This window comes from Streptomyces sp. CNQ329, assembly GCF_000482585.1.
In genome coordinates this window covers 236,472-254,170 of record NZ_AXVU01000005.1, presented here as the reverse complement: position 1 = coordinate 254,170, position 17,699 = coordinate 236,472, and the positions used below count along the sequence as shown (strand labels likewise).

The 17,699-nt window shown below is 70.0% G+C and carries 13 protein-coding genes; 9 read left to right on the top strand and 4 right to left on the bottom strand.

Annotation, left to right across the window (positions count from 1 at the left end; all coding sequences use genetic code 11):
- Positions 1 to 411 precede the first annotated feature (411 nt).
- Complete coding sequence (locus I003_RS0105095; RefSeq protein ID WP_027770522.1) at positions 412 to 981, top strand: toll/interleukin-1 receptor domain-containing protein; 570 nt, start codon at positions 412 to 414, stop codon at positions 979 to 981.
- Here I003_RS0105095 and I003_RS31485 read toward each other — a convergent pair.
- Entirely contained in the window at positions 965 to 2,803 is a 1,839-nt protein-coding gene (locus I003_RS31485; protein ID WP_051368091.1) for an SPFH domain-containing protein, read from the bottom strand. The genes I003_RS0105095 and I003_RS31485 overlap by 17 nt on opposite strands.
- 32 nt (positions 2,804 to 2,835) lie before the next feature.
- Positions 2,836 to 4,335 carry a toll/interleukin-1 receptor domain-containing protein gene (locus I003_RS31480; RefSeq protein ID WP_051368090.1) on the bottom strand — a complete coding sequence of 500 codons (1,500 nt, stop codon included), beginning with the start codon at positions 4,333 to 4,335 and terminating at the stop codon, positions 2,836 to 2,838.
- A 720-nt stretch (positions 4,336 to 5,055) separates the two neighbouring features.
- Between I003_RS31480 and ngcE the strand changes: the two genes are divergently transcribed.
- From ngcE to I003_RS0105065, 3 genes are all read left to right on the top strand, one after another.
- A complete protein-coding gene (ngcE, locus tag I003_RS0105075; protein WP_027770521.1) occupies positions 5,056 to 6,480 on the top strand; it encodes an N-acetylglucosamine/diacetylchitobiose ABC transporter substrate-binding protein in 1,425 nt (474 codons plus the stop codon).
- A 107-nt stretch (positions 6,481 to 6,587) separates the two neighbouring features.
- Positions 6,588 to 7,556 carry a carbohydrate ABC transporter permease gene (locus I003_RS0105070; protein ID WP_027770520.1) on the top strand — a complete coding sequence of 323 codons (969 nt, stop codon included), beginning with the start codon at positions 6,588 to 6,590 and terminating at the stop codon, positions 7,554 to 7,556.
- A gap of 33 nt (positions 7,557 to 7,589) precedes the next feature.
- Positions 7,590 to 8,519 (top strand): carbohydrate ABC transporter permease, encoded by a 930-nt coding sequence (locus tag I003_RS0105065; RefSeq protein WP_027770519.1) that lies wholly within the window; start codon positions 7,590 to 7,592, stop codon positions 8,517 to 8,519.
- A 55-nt stretch (positions 8,520 to 8,574) separates the two neighbouring features.
- Here I003_RS0105065 and I003_RS0105060 read toward each other — a convergent pair whose 3' ends face one another.
- Together I003_RS0105060 and I003_RS31475 are read right to left on the bottom strand one after the other, a co-directional pair.
- A complete protein-coding gene (locus I003_RS0105060; RefSeq protein WP_027770518.1) occupies positions 8,575 to 9,591 on the bottom strand; it encodes a hypothetical protein in 1,017 nt (338 codons plus the stop codon).
- Positions 9,582 to 10,223 (bottom strand): hypothetical protein, encoded by a 642-nt coding sequence (locus I003_RS31475; protein ID WP_051368088.1) that lies wholly within the window; start codon positions 10,221 to 10,223, stop codon positions 9,582 to 9,584. The genes I003_RS0105060 and I003_RS31475 overlap by 10 nt, the downstream gene beginning before the upstream one ends.
- Before the next feature lie 475 nt (positions 10,224 to 10,698).
- Between I003_RS31475 and I003_RS0105050 the strand changes: the two genes are divergently transcribed.
- The 5 genes from I003_RS0105050 (at position 10,699) to dxs (ending at position 17,556) form a co-directional block, all read left to right on the top strand.
- The gene (locus tag I003_RS0105050) at positions 10,699 to 11,904 is read left to right on the top strand and encodes an ROK family transcriptional regulator (RefSeq protein WP_027770517.1); all 1,206 of its coding nucleotides are present in this window, start codon (positions 10,699 to 10,701) and stop codon (positions 11,902 to 11,904) included.
- A gap of 130 nt (positions 11,905 to 12,034) precedes the next feature.
- Positions 12,035 to 13,144: an ABC transporter substrate-binding protein gene (locus I003_RS0105045; protein WP_027770516.1), complete on the top strand. Its 1,110-nt coding sequence runs from the start codon at positions 12,035 to 12,037 to the stop codon at positions 13,142 to 13,144.
- A gap of 118 nt (positions 13,145 to 13,262) precedes the next feature.
- Positions 13,263 to 14,054, top strand: a complete 792-nt coding sequence (locus I003_RS0105040; RefSeq protein ID WP_027770515.1) for an ATP-binding cassette domain-containing protein — start codon at positions 13,263 to 13,265, stop codon at positions 14,052 to 14,054.
- An 11-nt stretch (positions 14,055 to 14,065) separates the two neighbouring features.
- Positions 14,066 to 15,385, top strand: a complete 1,320-nt coding sequence (locus tag I003_RS0105035) for an ABC transporter permease subunit (protein ID WP_027770514.1) — start codon at positions 14,066 to 14,068, stop codon at positions 15,383 to 15,385.
- A gap of 215 nt (positions 15,386 to 15,600) precedes the next feature.
- Positions 15,601 to 17,556, top strand: a complete 1,956-nt coding sequence (dxs, locus tag I003_RS0105030; RefSeq protein ID WP_027770513.1) for a 1-deoxy-D-xylulose-5-phosphate synthase — start codon at positions 15,601 to 15,603, stop codon at positions 17,554 to 17,556.
- Positions 17,557 to 17,699 lie beyond the last annotated feature (143 nt).

The following is a 17,699-nucleotide window of genomic DNA, read 5'->3' as shown; positions in this document are numbered from 1 at the left end:
GCGATCTGTTCCCGGAGCGGAACTGCGTGTCCTATGACGACGAACCCCGCACCTGGCACCAGGTGCGGGGGCATTGCGGTGCCGCCGGATACGATGCCGAAGCCCTCGGTGGAGGCGTGTGTGCCGCCGGGGTGGTCCAGGTGTCCGCGTCCGTGTCGAGCCGTCGAGCACGCCGTTGGAGCCGATCCGCCCGGCACTGGTGCTGACGGCGGCCTTCCACCCGGCACCGGTCGTGGCCCCAGGTGGGACGAGCGCCGGGCCCACCAGTCGGCCGGTGCGGGGGCGCCGGTGGAGTCGATGGTGATCGTGCCAGGATCCGGGGTGAACCCGGCCCTGGGCTTACGGTATCGAAACCTGGCCCCGCCCACGGAAGCCTCTCCGGGGGCCGAACGGCTCGCGTAGCCTGAGGGGATGAATGTGGCGGGGCTCGTGCTCACGATCGTCGGGACGGTCGCCACCCTGGCGGGGACGTACGTCGCCGTCCGCGAGTACCTTCGCCGCCGCCCCCGCGTCACCGCCCCGTCACCGGAGCCCGCCCCCGTCCCCGCCGCCGATCCCCGGTATGACGTCTTCATCGCCTACGCCGACACCGACGCCCCCTGGGTCCGGGACTTCGCCGCCTTCCTCACCGCGCGCGGCGTCCGCGTGGCGTACGACGAGCTGCTGGCGCAGCCCGGCGGTGTCCGCGTGCACACCCTCGAGCGCGCCATCCGCGACGCTGCGCACGGGCTGCTGGTGTTCGGCCCCGGGATGCGGGACGACGGCTGGGTGCGCCGGGAGTACGCCGCGCTGATGCGCCGGTCCCTGGAGAACGAGGCGCAGCGCTTCGTCCCCGTGCTCATCGGCGACCCCGGCGAGTCCCCGGACCTGCCGGAGTTCGCCGAAGTCCTCTACCCGGCGGACTTCCGCGGCGCCGACGAGGCCGCGTACGACCGGCTCTGCGAGCAGATCAGCCGCGCGGTGCTCACGAACCGGGCCTGAGGTCGTCCGCCGACCCGTCTCCCACCTCCAGCTCATCCTTCTGCGACACGGTCTCCAGCACCGGATCCCCGGACTGCTCACGGCGCAGGCCGGTGATGACGTCCTGGATCCGCTGCCACGGCATGAACTGGCCCATCATCGCTGCGTCCCCGGAGATGACATCGGGCACCCGCATGTCCTTGACCTCCGCCAGCAGCGCCTGGACCGACGCCACCTCGGGCCCGAGCAGGTTCGCGAGGGCCTCCAGCTCCGCGACGGCCAGACCGCGTTCCTCCCGCTCGACGGCGATCTCGATCCGCCGGATCTGGGCGTGGATCTGGGCGCTCTTGACCTCCTCCTCCAGCGTGCGGCGGCGGTGTGCCTCGGTCATCGGCAGCCGGCGGATGCGGTCCAGTTCGGTGTCCTGCGCGACGGAGAGCCCGACGAGGGTGTCGGAGACGGTGATACCCCATTCGGCCACGTTCTGCCGGACCCTGGCGGCGAGTTCGGCGCGGATGTCGTCCTGCTGCGTGAGGTACTCCTCCACCGTGGACGAGGCGGCGACCTGGGTGAGGTAGCTCTCGACCGTGCCTCCCAGCACCCGTTCGACGAACCGCTGGACCGGGCGCGGGTCGATGACCAGCCCGCCGAGCCCGTCCCGGGAGACCTCCCCACCGAACTGGCTGACCAGACGCGGCGCGGCGGAAGCCGGGATCTGCAGGGTCTGTGTCACGTTGACCTTCAGCAGGAACCCCTGGATGTTGATGACCAGCTGCTCCAGCTCCGCGTCGTAGTTGTCGGCCTCGGTGGGCATCTTGTCCTTCCACTCGAGCGTCAGCAGCCGCGTCGGGATCAGCACGATCCGCGCGAACCACGGGTTGAGCGCGTACACCCCGCCCTGCCGCAGCGTCTCCTGCTGCACCCCGCGCCAGCCGTGCCCGTCGAGGAACTTCCACGGCAGCCGGTAGTTGCTGTGCCCATGCACGGCGGGCCCGATGACGTCGTCCTCCGGCGGCGGCTCGATGCCGTGCAGCGTGACGACGACGCCGACATAACCGACGGGGATGTTGACGTACCGCAGATGGCCGGGGGTGAGACCGTCCTGCCGCCCGGGCCCGATGTTCTCCGTGGTCAGGACCTCGAAGAGATCGGGGTGAATGTCGTACGAGGCACCGCCGCCGAGCACTGCCAGCTGCCGCCCCTGCTCCCCACCGCCCAGCAGGAACGCGTCACCGTCCTGGAAGACGTTGCACTCTATGTGCCGCCCGAACGGCTGGTCAGGCTGCCGCAACTGCCCCACCTTGGCCCGTACGAGCCCGACCGTCCCGTCCGGCACATGCGTACGCGGCACGAAATCGACCCGGAAAAGCTCCGGGTTGATGTAGTACGAGGCGTCGCCCGGCAGCGTCGCCAGCTGCCTGCCCTGCTCCCCCTCACCCAGCAGGAAAGCCACACCGTTCTGGAAGTTGTCGCACTCCACCCGCCGGCTGAGCAGCCGCCCCGCCGGGCGCGACGCCCCGTCCAGTGCCGTGACCAGCCCGATCATGCCGGGCGGGATGCTGACACGGGGAGCGAGGTCGACACTGTAGACGCCGGGCATGAGCCAGTGCCGTACCCCGGGCGTCAGACACCGTGCCTGGATGCCGCGCGAGTTGTCCGCTACCACTCGCTTGAACCGGGGGTCTGACGGATTGCCCCCGATACGCCGGCGCACGACGCCGACCATGTCCCCGGGGATCACCACGAAGCCGAGCCGCCGTGCGAGCCCGCTCTCGGGATACACGACCGCCACCCCGCCGACCGCGCCGACCGCCACGAGCAGCACGATCACCAAGACCACCATGCACCCTCACCTCCTTCCGGCGCGTGCCCCGCTCACGTGCCTGTGTCGTCGTGGTCCTCCGCGTGGTGCTCAGCACCCGGCCAGTCCGCCAGCCGCTGATGGATCGCCCGGACGGTCAGCGACCACTGGTCGTGCCAATCCTTCTGCGCCTCGTTCTGCGGGCTGCGCAGCGTCGGAAAGAACGCCGGGTATTCCTCCGGCGCACACGCCGCGGCGCGTACGAACGTCTCGTAGCGAGGAGAGGGTGCGTGCGGCGCGTCGGTCCAGCCGTACGCCACCGCCAGCGCGGCGAATGCCCGGTGCCCGCGCCCCTCCGGCCGCGCCCGGCGGGTCTGCGCCCGGAACCCGTGCAACCCGCCCCGTTCCCCCGAGGGCAGCAGGCTCGCCCAGACCGTGTCGACGGCGTCGAGGAATCCGTCCGGCAGGGCCCGTTCCGCGTCCTCGCCCATGGGCCGGATGAACCCGTACTCGTGCCGCCCGGCCTCCTGCAGCACCAGCGCCGTCGTCAGTACGTCGGCCTGCTCCACCTCGCCCGCGGCGAGCAGCGCGTGGAGCGTGGCCAGCGAGGCGTCGACGGGCGGGCGCGCCGCCGCCCGGTACCTCGGCCGGGGCACCGGAGTGAAGACGGGGTGTTCGCTACGGAGACCACCCCCGGACCGCTTGAGGAGCCGCTGCAACTGCCGCAGCTCCGCCGGGCCCGGCAGCGCGCCGCCGCGCGCGTCGAAGTACCAACTGCTGGCCAGCAGATAGTGCCGCTCGCCGCGGAGGAGCACCGGGAAGAACGGACGCCCCAGCCGCTGCCCCTCCAGGATATCCCGGCTCACGTCCTGCGCCGCCTGTGCCTCGGGCGACATCACCACCACCACGGCCACCGCGCTGGCCAACTGCCGGCGAATGGCCCACACCCAGTCGTCACCCCAGGTCAGGCGACCGGCCGTCCACACCGGCAGCCCCGCGTCGGCCAGCCGCCGCCCCAGCCCACGCACGTACTCCAGATCCGCGTGCGCGTGACAGATCACCACGCTCGGCTCGGCCGGCCCGGTCAACGGCCGCTCCGGACCACTCCGGACGACGCCCAGATCATCGTGTACGTCCTCGACCTTCCGCAGCAACTCGTCCGGCGGCTGCTCACCCCGGATGATCCGCGCGAGCAGGGCCACCCGGTCCTCGAACGCGGCCCCCTCGGCAGGCAGCCGCCGGAAGTCCATCGGGAGCCGAGTCGCGGCGAACGGCGGCAGCCCCGCGTTCCCCAGCAGCACGGGCACCAGCCGCAGATCCCGGCCGGCGGACGCCTGGAAGAGCGCCGCGTACTCCTGCCGCAGCCACGCCTGGGCCATCGCGGCAGGGCTGAACACGACAAGCCCGGTACTCGCCGAACGAATGGCGTCCTCGACCTCGTGAACCACCACACTCCCCGGCAGCAAGTGGTGCCGGTCCCCCAACGCGCTCACCCCATGGGCACGCAGCCGCTCGGTGAGCACACCAACCCACTCGGCATCGTCCGCCGCGTACGCCACATAGGCGTCGGCCATACCCCCGTCTCCTTTCCCGCCGGATCCGGCGAGCTCCGGCGGTCCCGCGGCGCCCGTGCGGGCTGTAGCACGACGAACGCATGGTGTGACCGAGGTTACCGGTGACGCAGCGTCGACGGGAGCGTGGTGCGCGTAAGCTCCGGAGTCGGCCGGATGGTTGAGGCGTAACCGGCGGGCGGCCGCGGCCACCCGTGTGGTCAGCCGAGCGCGTCGGGTTCGCTCGGGCGCGCCATGCCGCCTCTCTCGACGAGTCCGGCCCCGTCGTCGTGGTGGCCACCCGGGCGGGGGGCGTCCGGGGCCGGGTCGGCCTCGGCGCGGGCACGCTGGTGCACGTACCACTCTGGCGCTGATCGGGACATTCCGGGCCGGCGGGCGTGGTGTCCCGCGGTGGCGGACGAGCGCTCCAAAAGGCTGGACCAATGGCGGTCGGGGGCGTCCGTGACGGGTGCTCCGGCGGTCCGGCAACGGGTGGGGCCGCAGCGCGTTTCCCGCAGGTCTCAAGTCGGGAAATACTCTCGACGAACCTTGTATTCGATCTTGATAAGGCGGCGTCGAGTGGACTATACCTGTCCGCACCCGGCGGCACCCCCACCCTCCGGCGCACCACCCTGCACCACTCACGTAACAGATGACCGCGGTAATCGGCTCCTGCACCACGAGGCACGTCGCATCGGGGATCCGGTACACCGCCTGAGTCCTGGAGAGAGTGAGGACTTGAGCATGGGATCCAACTCGCATGTCGGTCGCCGCGATCTGATCAAGCGGGCCGTTGCCCTCGGCCTGATCTCCGTCCCCACCGTCAGTGCTCTGTCGGCGTGTGCCAGCGGTGGCGACGACGACAACGGCGGCGGCGGCGCGAAGGGCGACAAGACCGACAAGAACCCGCTCGGCGTGGACAAGAACGCCGGACTCGAAGTACTGATGTTCGACGGCGGGTTCGGTACGAAGTACGTCGACGACGACGCCACCGCGTACCAGAAGAACTTCGGCAAGGTGAAGACCGGCTCGACGGAGAAGATCCAGTCGAAGGTCCAGGGCCGGATGGCGGCCGGCAACCCGCCGGACCTCATCAACAACTCGGGCGACGAGGCCATGGACGTGCCCGCGCTCATCACGCAGGGGCAACTCGCCGACCTCACCCCGCTGCTGGACGCCCCGTCCATCGACGACCCGGGCAAGACGGTCCGCGAGACCCTGCGCGACGGCACCGTCGAAATGGGCCAGTACGGTGACGAGAAGGTCTACCGGATGAACATCGCCTACTCGGTGTTCGGTCTCTGGTACTCCCAGAAGCTGCTCGACGACAACGGCTGGGAATACCCCAAGACCTGGGACGACATGCTCGCCATCTGCGAGGACGCGAAGAAGCAGAACATCGCGGGATTCGCGTACACCGGCGTCTATCCCCAGTACCTCGGCTTCAGCATGCTGCCGATGATCGGCAAGGTCGGTGGCGTCGAGGTGCTCGACGCGATCGACAACCTTGAGCCCAACGCCTGGAAGCACGACGCCGTGAAGAGCGTCATGGAGGCGCACTACGAGCTGTACGACAAGGGCTACGTCCTGAAGAACTCGCCCGGCAAGACGCACACCGACGTCCAGACCGACTGGACCGAACGAGGCAACTGCATCTTCATCCCGAACGGTTCGTGGGTGGAGAACGAGTCCAAGGACACCACTCCCAAGGACTTCCAGATGACGGTCTCGCCGTCGCCGAACCTGGACAGCTCCGACGCGATGCCGTTCGAGACCATCTGGGCGCAGGCCGGCGAGCCCTTCATCGTGCCGGCGAAGGGCAAGAACTCCGTGGGCGCGATGGAGTTCCTGCGCAACATGCTGAGCAAGAAGTCCGCAGCGGGCTTCACCGAGCTGGTCTCGTCCCTGGCCTGCGTCGAGGGCTCCGAGAAGGGCCTGCAGCTCGGCACCGGGCTGACCACCGCGGTCGGGCTCCTCGACGGGGCCGGTGAGAACTTCCTCAACCCCCGGTTCCCCGACTGGTATCCGACCCCGTACCGCGAGAAGATCGTCTTCGTCTGGGGCGACATGATGAAGGGCGGCATCAAGCCCGACGAGGCCATCGACAAGATCCAGGGCATCGCCGACGAGACCGCTCAGGATGACAGCATCAAGAAGTACAAGCACTGAAAGCGGCGGATCCAGTCGGTGAACGAGCAAGAGGGGGCGCCGGAATGACGGACGACGGCGGTACCGCGACGAAAGTCGCGGATTCCGGGAGAGCCGCGGAGCGGCCGGTGCCGGCAAAGCCGCGGAAAGCGGGATTCCGCAGCTCTCCGCGGTACCGGACCTTCGTCAAGTACCGCTTCGTCACGGGATTCCTCGCCATCCCTCTCGGGCTGTACGCGGTGTTCGTCATCTCACCGTTCGTCCAGACCTTCTACTACTCGCTCACCGACTGGACCGGCGTCAGCAGCGACTTCACCATGGTGGGGTTCGACAACTACTCCAGGCTGCTGGACGACTCGACCTTCTGGGCCGCCGTCCGCAACAACCTGATCCTCGCCCTCGCCGTCCCGTTCATCACGCTCAGCCTCGGGCTGTTCTTCGCCTTCATGGTCACCGTCGGCGGCCGGCACAAGAAGGGTGAGGCGATCTCCGGCGTCCGGGGCGCCAAGATGTACAAGATCGTCTACTTCTTTCCGCAGGCTCTGTCCATCGCGGTGATCGCCGCCCTGTGGGGCTACATCTTCAAGCCCGACGTCGGTCTGCTCGACCCCGTCCTGCCCGAGGCGCTGTCACCGAACGGCGGTTGGCTGGCGGACTCGAAGTTCGCCCTGTGGGCCGTGATGATCGTGATGTGCTGGGCCATGGTCGGGTTCTTCGTGGTCCTGTTCTCCGCGGCCATCGGGCAGATCCCCAAGGAGATCTACGAATCCGCCCTGCTGGACGGCGCGAGCCGGGCGGCGACGTTCTTCCGCATCACCCTGCCGCTCATCCGGGACACCGTGCAGACCGGCTGGGTGTACATGGGGATCATGGCGCTCGGCGCGGAGTCGTTCGCCGTCGTCAACATCATCACCCAGGGACCGGGCGGTCCCGACGACTCCACCATGGTGCTCGGCGTCTACCTCTGGAACACCGGCTTCGGCCAGTTGCAGGCCGGCCGGGGCGCGGCGATGGGTGTCGCGCTGTTCATTCTCACCATGATCCTCGCCGTGGCCGCGCTGTCCCTCGGCCGGCGCCGCGACCGCATCGAGTACTGAGCATCGAGTGCAGAGCATCCGGAAGGCCAGGTCATGACCACTGCGGAACCCACCGACCGCCCAGCCGCGCTCGACAAGGCGGACGCGGCGGACGACCCGTCGCGGTCGCCGCTGCTGGAGCCGCGGAAGAAGATCGAGGGCGCCGTACTCAACGTCTTCTCGCACGGCTTCCTGATCCTGTGGACCGTACTGGCCGCGGGCCCTCTGGTCTGGGCCCTGATGAACGCTCTGAAGGACTCGGGCGACATCCTGGCCAACCCCTGGGCGCTGCCCGGCAGCATCGACTGGGCGAACTGGTCCAACGCCTGGAGCCGGGCGCGCATCGGCCGGTACGCGGCCAACTCCCTGCTCATCGTGGCCATCTCCGTGCCGCTGACCATGCTCTTCGGGTCGATGGCCGCGTACGTACTGGCCCGGTTCGACTTCAGGGGCGCGCGCGTCGTCTACTTCACCTTCGTCGGCGGCATGGCCTTCCCCGTGGTGATGGCGCTCGTGCCGCTCTTCTTCGTCATGAAGAACCTGTCGCTGCTCGACACCCGGCACGGTCTGATCATGGTGTACATCGCGTACTCCATGCCGTTCACGATCTTCTTCATGACCACGTTCTTCCGCACGCTGCCCTCGTCCGTCTCCGAGGCCGCGGAGATCGACGGGGCCTCCCACACCCGGATCTTCTTCCAGGTGATGCTGCCCATGGCGAAACCCGGCCTGATCAGCGTGGGCATCTTCAACTTCCTCGGGCACTGGAACCAGTACGTGCTGCCCTTCGCGCTCAACCAGGGCAACGAGGACGACTACGTGCTCACCCAGGGCATCGGACTGCTCTTCGCCCAGGCCGGCTACCGCTCCGACTACGGCAGGCTCTTCGCGGGGCTGGTGATGGCCGCACTGCCGATCCTGGTCGTGTACATCATCTTCCAGCGGCAGGTGCAGTCCGGGCTCACCGCCGGTGCGGTGAAGTAGGACGCGCCGGGCGGCCGGTGCGGGGCCACCGCACCGGCCGCCGGGGCGCGGCGTTTCAGCGTACGACCGTCTGGATCTCCTTGACGGTCACGTCGTACGTGCCCGAGGACATGCCGTCGGGCAGTTGGGGGTCGCCCGGCTCGGGCGGTCCGTCCGGGTCGGCCGAGGCCGTCCAGTGGACCTCCCAGGTGAGCGAAGCTTCCAGCGGGTATGTGCCCTGGCCGGAGGACTTGAGGTACGTCACGTTGCAGTCAGCGTCCTCGGTGTTGACGTCGTACCCGTTCGCGCCGCCGCCGCTGAGGCCGTACGTGCACGAGCCGGGATCGGCGTGCTCGGTGCCGGCGTCGAGCCGCAGCTCCTTGGGCGTGGCCACGGTGGTCGCGGCGTACTGCACGCCGAGGAGGTTGATGCTGGCGGTGGTCGACACCCTCTGCAGCCCCGTGTCGCTCTGGAACGAGGCGTGCACCGGCAGGTTGACCTTCTGCAGCGCGAGATCCGGTTTCAGCTCCACCGGAGGGGCGGGCAGCTTGGTCGCGTTGTAGGCGATCTCGGCGAGCGTCTCGGGGCTGATGCTCACGCCGTCCTCCGGCACGTCTCCCTGGTCCACCCAAAAGGGGTTGCCCTGGAGGATCTCACACGACTCGAACGCGTCGTCCATGTCCTTGTTGTAGGCGACGTCCCACCAGGCGCCGTCCTTGTCCTTGTTCCACTCCTTCTCTTCCCACTCCTGGATCCAGGACGCCTGCGCGCTCTCCGAGTGCGTCCAGGTGCCGGGCCCCCACTCCGCCATCTCCTCGGCGCTCATGACCGGCTCGTACCAGCACGGCGGGGGAGTCCAATTGCTCTCGACCGGAGTCATCGGCGGGGCGGAGGAGTCGCCGCCGGTCGTGGTGATCTCGACCTGGGACCAGGCGTCGATGCCGTCGCCGCCGTCGGAACCCCCGCCCCCGTCGGTGCCCCAGCCGCCGCCCTGCGCGTAAGCGGGCTGGGTGCTCAGCAGCACCGCGGTCACGCTCAGCGTGGCCGCGAGCCCGATCCCCGAGCGGCGCGCCGCCGCCCTCTTCACCGACATGTTCCGTCCCCCTCGGTCCAGTCGGACTCGGCCACCTTCCAGGTGCCGTCGTCCGCGCGCGTGAGCGTCTGCCGGTACAGCCGCAGCACCGCCGCGTTCTCGCCGCCGCCGGAGCCGACGCGCTCGCCGGTCTTCGCGTCGACCACGTAGCCGTCGCCCTGGTCCTCGCAGAACACGACCAGCGCGTTGCCGTCCTTGACCTGCTTGACCTCGCGGTTGAAGTACCGCCCGGTGCCCGCGATGCGCTGCCCCTCGTCGGCGAAGCGCTCGAAGTCCTTCACGTAGTTCGCGTAGGCCGGATCCTGCCAGTACCGCTCGAAGTTGGCGGTGGCCTTCTGCTGCCCGTAGCTCTCCACCATGGCGCTGAGCGCGTAGCCCTGGTCGCGCAGCACGGTGTTCTTCTTCTCGTCCCCGGTATCCGCGGTCTCCACGTCGGCCTTGAGGTCGTCGGGGAAGTCGAAGGCGGGGGCATCGGGGTCCTCTTCGGCGGGGGCGCCGGGTGAGGCGGACTCGTTCTTCTCCGCCCCCACGATCTCATCGCCGCCGTCGTCGTCGGAGCCTCCGCAGGCGGTGAGCAGCAGCGCCGCGCCGAGGGCTGCGGCCGTCGCCCGGCCGAGGGTGCGATGCCGCATCGATGACCAACTCCCAGGGTCGTCCGGCTGACTGCGGCAGGCGATCCGGGACAGGCTCGGAGCGTCCTTCTCCCGAGCGGTCGTGCGCCCCCCGCGCGTCGTGTTCGGAGCAACGTTATCGAGCCATGCCCCGGACGGACCACCGACTGCCTCCAGTTCGCGACGCAGCCGTTACGTAGGCACACGCTCGGCAGAGTGCCAGGCTCCGGGCGGGCCGGCCGCCGATCCGGATCTTTCCGCGGGGACCCCGGGCGTCGGCGGCGGCGCCCCGGGGCCGGTTCGCAGGGCCGGTCGGTGGGGTGTGGTGGTGTGGGGTTTTGCGGGTTACGGAATAGTCACGCCGTCAAGGTCTTGACGGCGGTAACCATGGCCGTCGAGCCTAGACTTCACAAGTTGTAGGCGATCCGGGTCCCATCGGTGTGGCCCGGGAGGTGGGGGGCCGTCGTGTCACCCGCCGAACCAGGAGTGGATGGCCGTGGAGACTCCGGGCTCGCAGTCCTCGCTGCACCGGGCCAACCTTGAGCGCGTCGTGCGCGCCGTGCGACTTTCCGGTTCGCTCACGCAGGCGCAGATCGCGCGGAGCACCGGGCTGTCCGCCGCCACGGTCTCCAACATCGTCCGGGAGCTGCAGGAGAGCGGGACCGTCAGCGTCACGCCCACCTCCGCCGGCGGGCGGCGTGCGCGGGCCGTGTCGCTGAGCGGGGACGCCGGGATCGTCGTCGGGGTCGACTTCGGTCACACGCACCTGCGGGTGGCCGTGGGGAACCTGGCGCACCAAGTGCTCGCCGAGGAGTCCGAGCCGATCGACGTGGACGCCTCCGCCACCCAGGGTCTGGACCGGGCGCAGGCGCTGGTGAGCCGCCTCGTGGGGGCCACGGACGTGCCCGCGGACAAGGTCGTCGGCGTCGGCCTCGGGGTGCCCGGGCCGATCGACACCGAGACCGGCGTGCTGGGCTCCACCGCCATCCTGCCGGGCTGGACCGGCACCAACCCGCGCGATGACCTCCAGTCCCGCCTCGGCGTCCCGGTGTACGTGGACAACGACGCGAACCTCGGTGCCCTGGGCGAGCTGGTCTGGGGCAGCGGCCGGGGCGCCAAGGACGTGGCGTACATCAAGGTCGCCAGCGGCGTCGGCGCCGGGCTGGTGATCAACGGGCAGCTCTACCGGGGCCCCGGCGGTACGGCGGGTGAGATAGGACACATCACGCTGGACGAGTCCGGCCCCGTGTGCCGCTGCGGCAACCGCGGCTGCCTGGAGACCTTCACCGCCGGCCGGTACATCCTGGGCCTGCTGGAGGCCAGCCACGGCCCCGGGCTGACCGTGGAGCGCATGGTGCAGCTCGCGCGGGACGGCGACCCGGGCTGCCGCCGGGTGATCGCCGACGTCGGCCGGCACATCGGCAGCGGCGTGGCCAGCCTGTGCAACCTGCTCAATCCCAGCCGGGTGGTGCTCGGCGGCGACCTCGCCGAGGCCGGGGAGCTGATCCTGAACCCCATAGGGGAGTCCGTCGCGCGCTACGCGATCCCCAGCGCCGCCCGCCAGCTCGACCTGGCCTCCGGGGCCCTGGGCAGCCGCGCGGAGGTGCTCGGGGCGCTGGCCCTGGTGCTCAGCGAGATGGGCGACCGTTCGATCCTTGACGGCGCCGTGCCGCTGCTCACGCCCGCTCTCACAGACGGATGAGTTCATGTAGAGAAACCAGGAGATCGTATCCGTCTCGTTAAGCATTTACTTCTTGACGACATGGTTACGGGCGAGTTGACTACCTCACACCTCGGCCGCGAAGGCGCGGCCACGTCAGGGAGGTTCGACCGTGCACACCTATCTGCGCCGTGCGGCAGTCGCACTGGCCGCCGTATCCATGACCGTCGGCATCGCGGCCTGTGGCAGCGCCGATGAGGCCGACAACGACTCCGGTAGCGGGGACAAGAAGAACGACGGGCCGTTGACGATAGGTCTCCTCCTGCCGGAGGACCAGACCGCGCGCTACGAAGACTTCGACCGGCCGCTGATCGAGAAGAAGATCGAGGAGCTGGCGCCCGGCACCAAGATCATCTACAACAACGCCAAGCAGGACGCGACCACGCAGCAGCAGCAGGTCGACACCATGATCACCCAGGATGTCGACGCCCTGATCCTGGACGCCGTCGACTACAAGTCGATCGCCTCGGGCGTCAAGGCCGCCGACGAGGCCGGTATCCCCGTCGTCGCGTACGACCGCCTGGCCGAGGGTCCGATCAGCGGTTACACCTCCTTCGACAACAACAAGGTCGGCCAGGTCCAGGCCGAGTCCCTGGTGGAGGCGCTCGGCGACGGGGCCAAGGACGGCCAGGTCATCATGCTCAACGGCTCCGTCACCGACCCGAACGCCGCGATGTTCAAGGAGGGCGCGCACTCCGTCCTCGACGGCAAGGTCAACGTCGGCAAGGAGTACGACGTCAAGGAGTGGAAGGCGGAGAACGCCAACTCCGACATGAAGGGCGCCATCTCCTCGGTCGGCAAGGACAAGATCATCGGTGTCTACTCCGCCAACGACGGCATGGCGGGCGGCGCCATCACCGCGCTGAAGGCCGCGGACTTCGACCCGCTGCCGCCGGTCACCGGCCAGGACGCGGAGCTGGCGGCCGTGCAGCGCATCGTCACCGGCGAGCAGTACATGAGCGTTTACAAGCCGTACAAGCCGGAGGCCGACGCCGCCGCCGAGATGGCGGTCAAGCTGGCCCGCGGCGAGAAGGTCGACTCGGTCGCGACCGGCACCGTCGACAGCGAGTCCGAGCAGGGCGTGCCCTCCGTGCTCATCGACCCGATCGAGCTCACCAAGGACAACATCAAGGAGACGGTCGTCAAGGACGGCCTGTGGACGATCGAGGACATCTGCGCGGGCAAGTTCGCCTCCGCCTGCAAGGACGCCGGCCTGAAGTGACCCGCTGAGCCGTCCGAAGCCACCCGCGTGCCCGGGGCCCCGCCACTCAACTCCCGCTGCCGGCGGGGCCCCGGGCACCCGGGCCCTCCTCTTGTCCACGCCTATCCCCCTGTAGGAGATGGTTCACGTGTCCGCTACGCCCGTGCTGGCGTTGCGCGGGATCTCGAAGCGGTTCGGTGCCGTCCAGGCACTCACCGACGTCGATCTCGAGGTCCACGCCGGTGAAGTGGTCGCCCTCGTCGGCGACAACGGCGCCGGAAAGTCCACTCTCGTCAAGACCGTCGCCGGCGTCCACGCCATCGACGACGGCACCATCGAGTGGGGCGGCCGCCCCGTTCGCATCCACAAGCCGCACGACGCCCAGAACCTGGGCATCGCGACCGTCTACCAGGACCTGTCGCTCTGCGACAACCTCGACGTCGTCGGCAACCTCTTCCTCGGCCAGGAGATCCGCACCGTCGGCGTCCTGGACGAGGTCGAGATGGAGCGCCGCTCCCGCGAGCTGCTCACCACCCTGTCCATCCGCATCCCCAGCGTCCGCATCCCCACCGCCTCGCTCTCCGGCGGCCAGCGGCAGACCGTCGCCATCGCCCGCTCGCTCCTCGGCGACCCCAAGCTCGTCATCCTCGACGAGCCCACCGCCGCCCTCGGTGTCGAGCAGACCGCCCAGGTACTCGACCTCGTCGAGCGGCTGCGCGAGCGCGACCACGCCGTGCTGCTGATCAGCCACAACATGGAGGACGTCAGGGCCGTCGCCGACCGGGTCGCCGTGCTGCGCCTCGGCCGTAACAACGGCGTCTTCGACGTCGCGAGCACGACGCAGGAAGAGATAGTCGCCGCCATCACGGGCGCCACGGACAACGCCGTGACGCGCCGCTCGGCGCGCAGCAGTGCGGAGGCAGAGAAGTGAGCACCGAGCGGATGGAAGAATCCGGCACCGCCGAGTCCGGCACCGCGAAGCCCGACCTGGCGAAGTCCACCGCCCCCGCCGATCCCGCCCCGGGCGTCGCGAAGGGTGCCGTCACCGCCGTCGACCCCCGGCTGCTCGTCCGCGAGCAGGGCTTCGCCGGCTACCTGACGGAGTTCAAGCGCCGCATGCGCGGCGGTGAGCTGGGCTCCGTCCCGGTCATCGTCGGCCTGATCTTCATCATGGCGATCTTCCAGGCCCTGGACGACGCCTTCCTCTCCGCGCAGAACCTGTCGAACATCTCCATCGACATCGCCGGACCCGGACTGATAGCCGTCGGCATCATCTTCGTCCTGCTGCTCGGCGAGATCGACCTGTCGATCGGATCGGTCAGCGGCCTCGCCGGCGCGGTGTTCGCCGTGCTGGCGGTCCAGGAGGGGATGCCGGAAGTCCCGGCCATCATCCTCGCCGTCCTGGTCGGCACCGCGACCGGCGCCTTCCACGGCTTCTTCTTCGCCCGGATCGGCGTCCCGCCGCTCGTCGTGACCCTCGCCGGCCTGCTCGGCTGGCAGGGCCTGATGCTCTACATCCTCGGCAGCACCGGCACCATCAACCTCGACTCCGACGGTGTGGTCGCCAAGCTCACCACGTACTACTTCACCGACGTCGCCGCCGCCTACGGGCTCGCGGCGGTCTCCGTCGGCGGCTACTTCGCCGCCGCGTACTTCGGGGCGAAGCGGCGCGAGGCGGCCGGGGTGCCGTCGCGACCGCTCAGCGAGATCATCATGCGTACGGCCGTCCTGGCCGTGCTCGCGTTCGTCCCGGCCTACGTGCTGAACCAGTACAAGGGCCTGCCGCTGGCGCTGCTCATCTTCCTCGCCGTGGTCGTCGGCGCTGACTTCGTGCTGCGCCGCACCGGCTTCGGCCGGCGGATCTTCGCCCTCGGCGGCAGCGTCGAGGCCAGCCGCCGGGCGGGCATCAACGTCGACCTGATGCGGATCGCGGTCTTCTCCGTCTCCGGCACGCTCGCGGCGGTCGGCGGCCTCTTCATGGCCTCCACCATCGCCGCGGCCAACCAGGGCGCGGGCGGCGGCACGCTGCTGATGAACGCCATCGCGGCGGCCGTCATCGGCGGTACCAGCCTCTACGGCGGCCGGGGCAGCAGTTGGTCCGCGCTGCTCGGCGTGCTGGTCATCATGTCCATCCAGTCGGGTCTGGCGCTCAAGGGCATCGACGCGCCGGTGCAGTACATGATCACCGGCTCGGTGCTGCTGGCGGCCGTCGTCATCGACTCCGTCTCCCGCCGCACCCAGAAGACGGCCGGACGCGCCTGACGGCCGTTCGCCCGCCACCGCCACGCCCCCGTGCCGAGTGCCGGCACGGGGGCGTAGCTGTTGCAGACCTGTGGCATACATCGCACTGTCGGATCAGCGACCGGACATCGGGAACATTAGACTCGACCGGACGCTTCGGGCCCGGCGCGTCCGCGTGGGCGGCAGGGCCCGGGCCGTACGGCCCGAAGGCAGGCTGCGACAGCAAGGAGGCACGGGTGGCACTGCTGGCCCGTATCGAAGGACCCCGCGATCTGGACCGGCTCGGTCCCGAGCAGCTCCAGCGGCTGGCGGCGGAGATCCGTACCTTCCTCGTGGAATCGGTCGCCCGCACCGGCGGCCATCTCGGCCCGAACCTCGGCGTGGTGGAGCTGAGTATCGCGCTGCACCGGGTCTTCGAATCCCCGCGCGACCGGGTGCTGTGGGACACCGGCCACCAGTCGTACGTGCACAAGCTGCTCACCGGCCGCCAGGACTTCGGCAAGCTGAAGAAGAAGGGCGGCCTGTCCGGCTATCCGTCGCGCGCCGAGTCCGAGCACGACGTCATCGAGAACAGCCACGCCTCCACGGTCCTCGGCTGGGCCGACGGCCTGGCGAAGGCCAACGAGGTGCGCGGCCGGGACGCCGCCGTCGTCGCGGTCATCGGTGACGGGGCGCTGACCGGCGGCATGGCCTGGGAGGCGCTGAACAACATCGCCGCCGCCAAGGACCGCCCCCTCGTCATCGTCGTGAACGACAACGAGCGCTCGTACGCGCCCACCATCGGCGGCCTCGCCGACCACCTGGCCACCTTGCGCACCACCGACGGCTACGAACGCTTCCTCGCCCGCGGCAAGGAGTTGCTGGACCGTACGCCCGTGGTCGGCAAGCCGCTGTACGAGACCCTGCACGGCGCCAAGAAGGGCCTGAAGGACTTCATCGCGCCGCAGGGCATGTTCGAGGACCTGGGGCTGAAGTACGTCGGCCCCATCGACGGACACGACATCGCCGCCGTCGAGTCGGCGCTGCAGCGCGCCCGGCGCTTCGGCGGGCCCGTGATCGTGCACTGCCTGACCGAGAAGGGCCGCGGCTACCTGCCCGCCCGCCAGGACGAGGCCGACCAGTTCCACCAGGTCGGCGTCATCCACCCGGACACCGGGCTGCCGGTGGCCGCCGGCGGTGCCGACTGGACGTCCGTCTTCGCCGACGAGATGGTCCGGATCGGCCACGAGCGCGACGACGTCGTGGGGATCACGGCCGCGATGATGCGCCCCGTGGGCCTGCAGAAGTTCGCCGAGGCCTTCCCCGACCGGGTCTACGACGTGGGCATCGCCGAGCAGCACGCGGCGGTCTCCGCCGCCGGCCTGGCCACCGGCGGGCTGCATCCGGTCTTCGCCGTCTACGCCACGTTCCTCAACAGAGCGTTCGACCAGGTGCTGATGGACGTCGCGCTGCACCGCTGCGGCGTGACGTTCGTCCTGGACCGGGCCGGCGTCACCGGCAGCGACGGCCCGTCCCACAACGGCATGTGGGACATGTCGATCCTCCAGGTCGTCCCGGGGCTGCGCATCGCCGCACCGCGCGACGCCGACCAGGTGCGCGCCCAGTTGCGCGAGGCCGTCGCCGTCGACGACGCGCCGACCGTCGTGCGCTACTCCAAGGGCGCCGTCGGCCCCGCGGTCCCCGCGGCCGGCCGGATCGGCGGCATGGACGTACTCCACGAGCCGGCCGGCACCGAGGGCGCGGAGCACCCCGACGTGCTGCTGGTCTCCGTCGGCGCGCTGGCCCCGATGTGCCTGGAGGTCGCCGGACTGCTCGACAAGCAGGGCATCACCACGACGGTCGTCGACCCGCGCTGGGTCAAGCCGGTCGACGAGGCGCTGCCGCCGCTCGCGGCACGGCACCGCGTGGTCGTCACCGTCGAGGACAACATCCGCACCGGCGGCGTCGGATCCGCGGTCGCGCAGGCGCTGCGCGACGCGGGAGTCGACATCCCGCTGCGTGACTTCGGCATCCCGGAGCGCTTCCTCGACCACGCCTCCCGCAAGGAGGTGCTCGCGGACATCGGCCTGACGGCCCCGGACATCGCCCGCCAGGTCACCGGACTGGTCGCCCGCCTCGACCGCCGCGTGCACGAGGACATGCCCGCCCAGGGGACACCGAACGGCACGGTGTCCGAGGTCGCCAGGGACTGAGCCCGGCGTACGGCGGACGAAGGGGCGGCCCGCCCGGCGGGCCGCCCCTTCGCCGTTCCCGGATCCGGGGTCGGGGAGGAGCGGCGGGTCTACGAGGCGGTCGACACGGACGCGGCGGGGGAGGGGCTGCGGGGTGCGTCCGG

Bases quoted from the DNA above. Each gene is read 5' to 3' on its own strand.
- I003_RS0105095 (WP_027770522.1), top strand. From the start codon at position 412: ATGAATGTGGCGGGGCTCGTGCTCACGATCGTCGGGACGGTCGCCACC.
- I003_RS31485 (WP_051368091.1), bottom strand. From the start codon at position 2,803: ATGGTGGTCTTGGTGATCGTGCTGCTCGTGGCGGTCGGCGCGGTCGGC.
- I003_RS31480 (WP_051368090.1), bottom strand. From the start codon at position 4,335: ATGGCCGACGCCTATGTGGCGTACGCGGCGGACGATGCCGAGTGGGTT.
- ngcE (WP_027770521.1), top strand. From the start codon at position 5,056: ATGGGATCCAACTCGCATGTCGGTCGCCGCGATCTGATCAAGCGGGCC.
- I003_RS0105065 (WP_027770519.1), top strand. From the start codon at position 7,590: ATGACCACTGCGGAACCCACCGACCGCCCAGCCGCGCTCGACAAGGCG.
- I003_RS0105060 (WP_027770518.1), bottom strand. From the start codon at position 9,591: ATGTCGGTGAAGAGGGCGGCGGCGCGCCGCTCGGGGATCGGGCTCGCG.
- I003_RS31475 (WP_051368088.1), bottom strand. From the start codon at position 10,223: ATGCGGCATCGCACCCTCGGCCGGGCGACGGCCGCAGCCCTCGGCGCG.
- I003_RS0105040 (WP_027770515.1), top strand. From the start codon at position 13,263: ATGGTTCACGTGTCCGCTACGCCCGTGCTGGCGTTGCGCGGGATCTCG.
- I003_RS0105035 (WP_027770514.1), top strand. From the start codon at position 14,066: ATGGAAGAATCCGGCACCGCCGAGTCCGGCACCGCGAAGCCCGACCTG.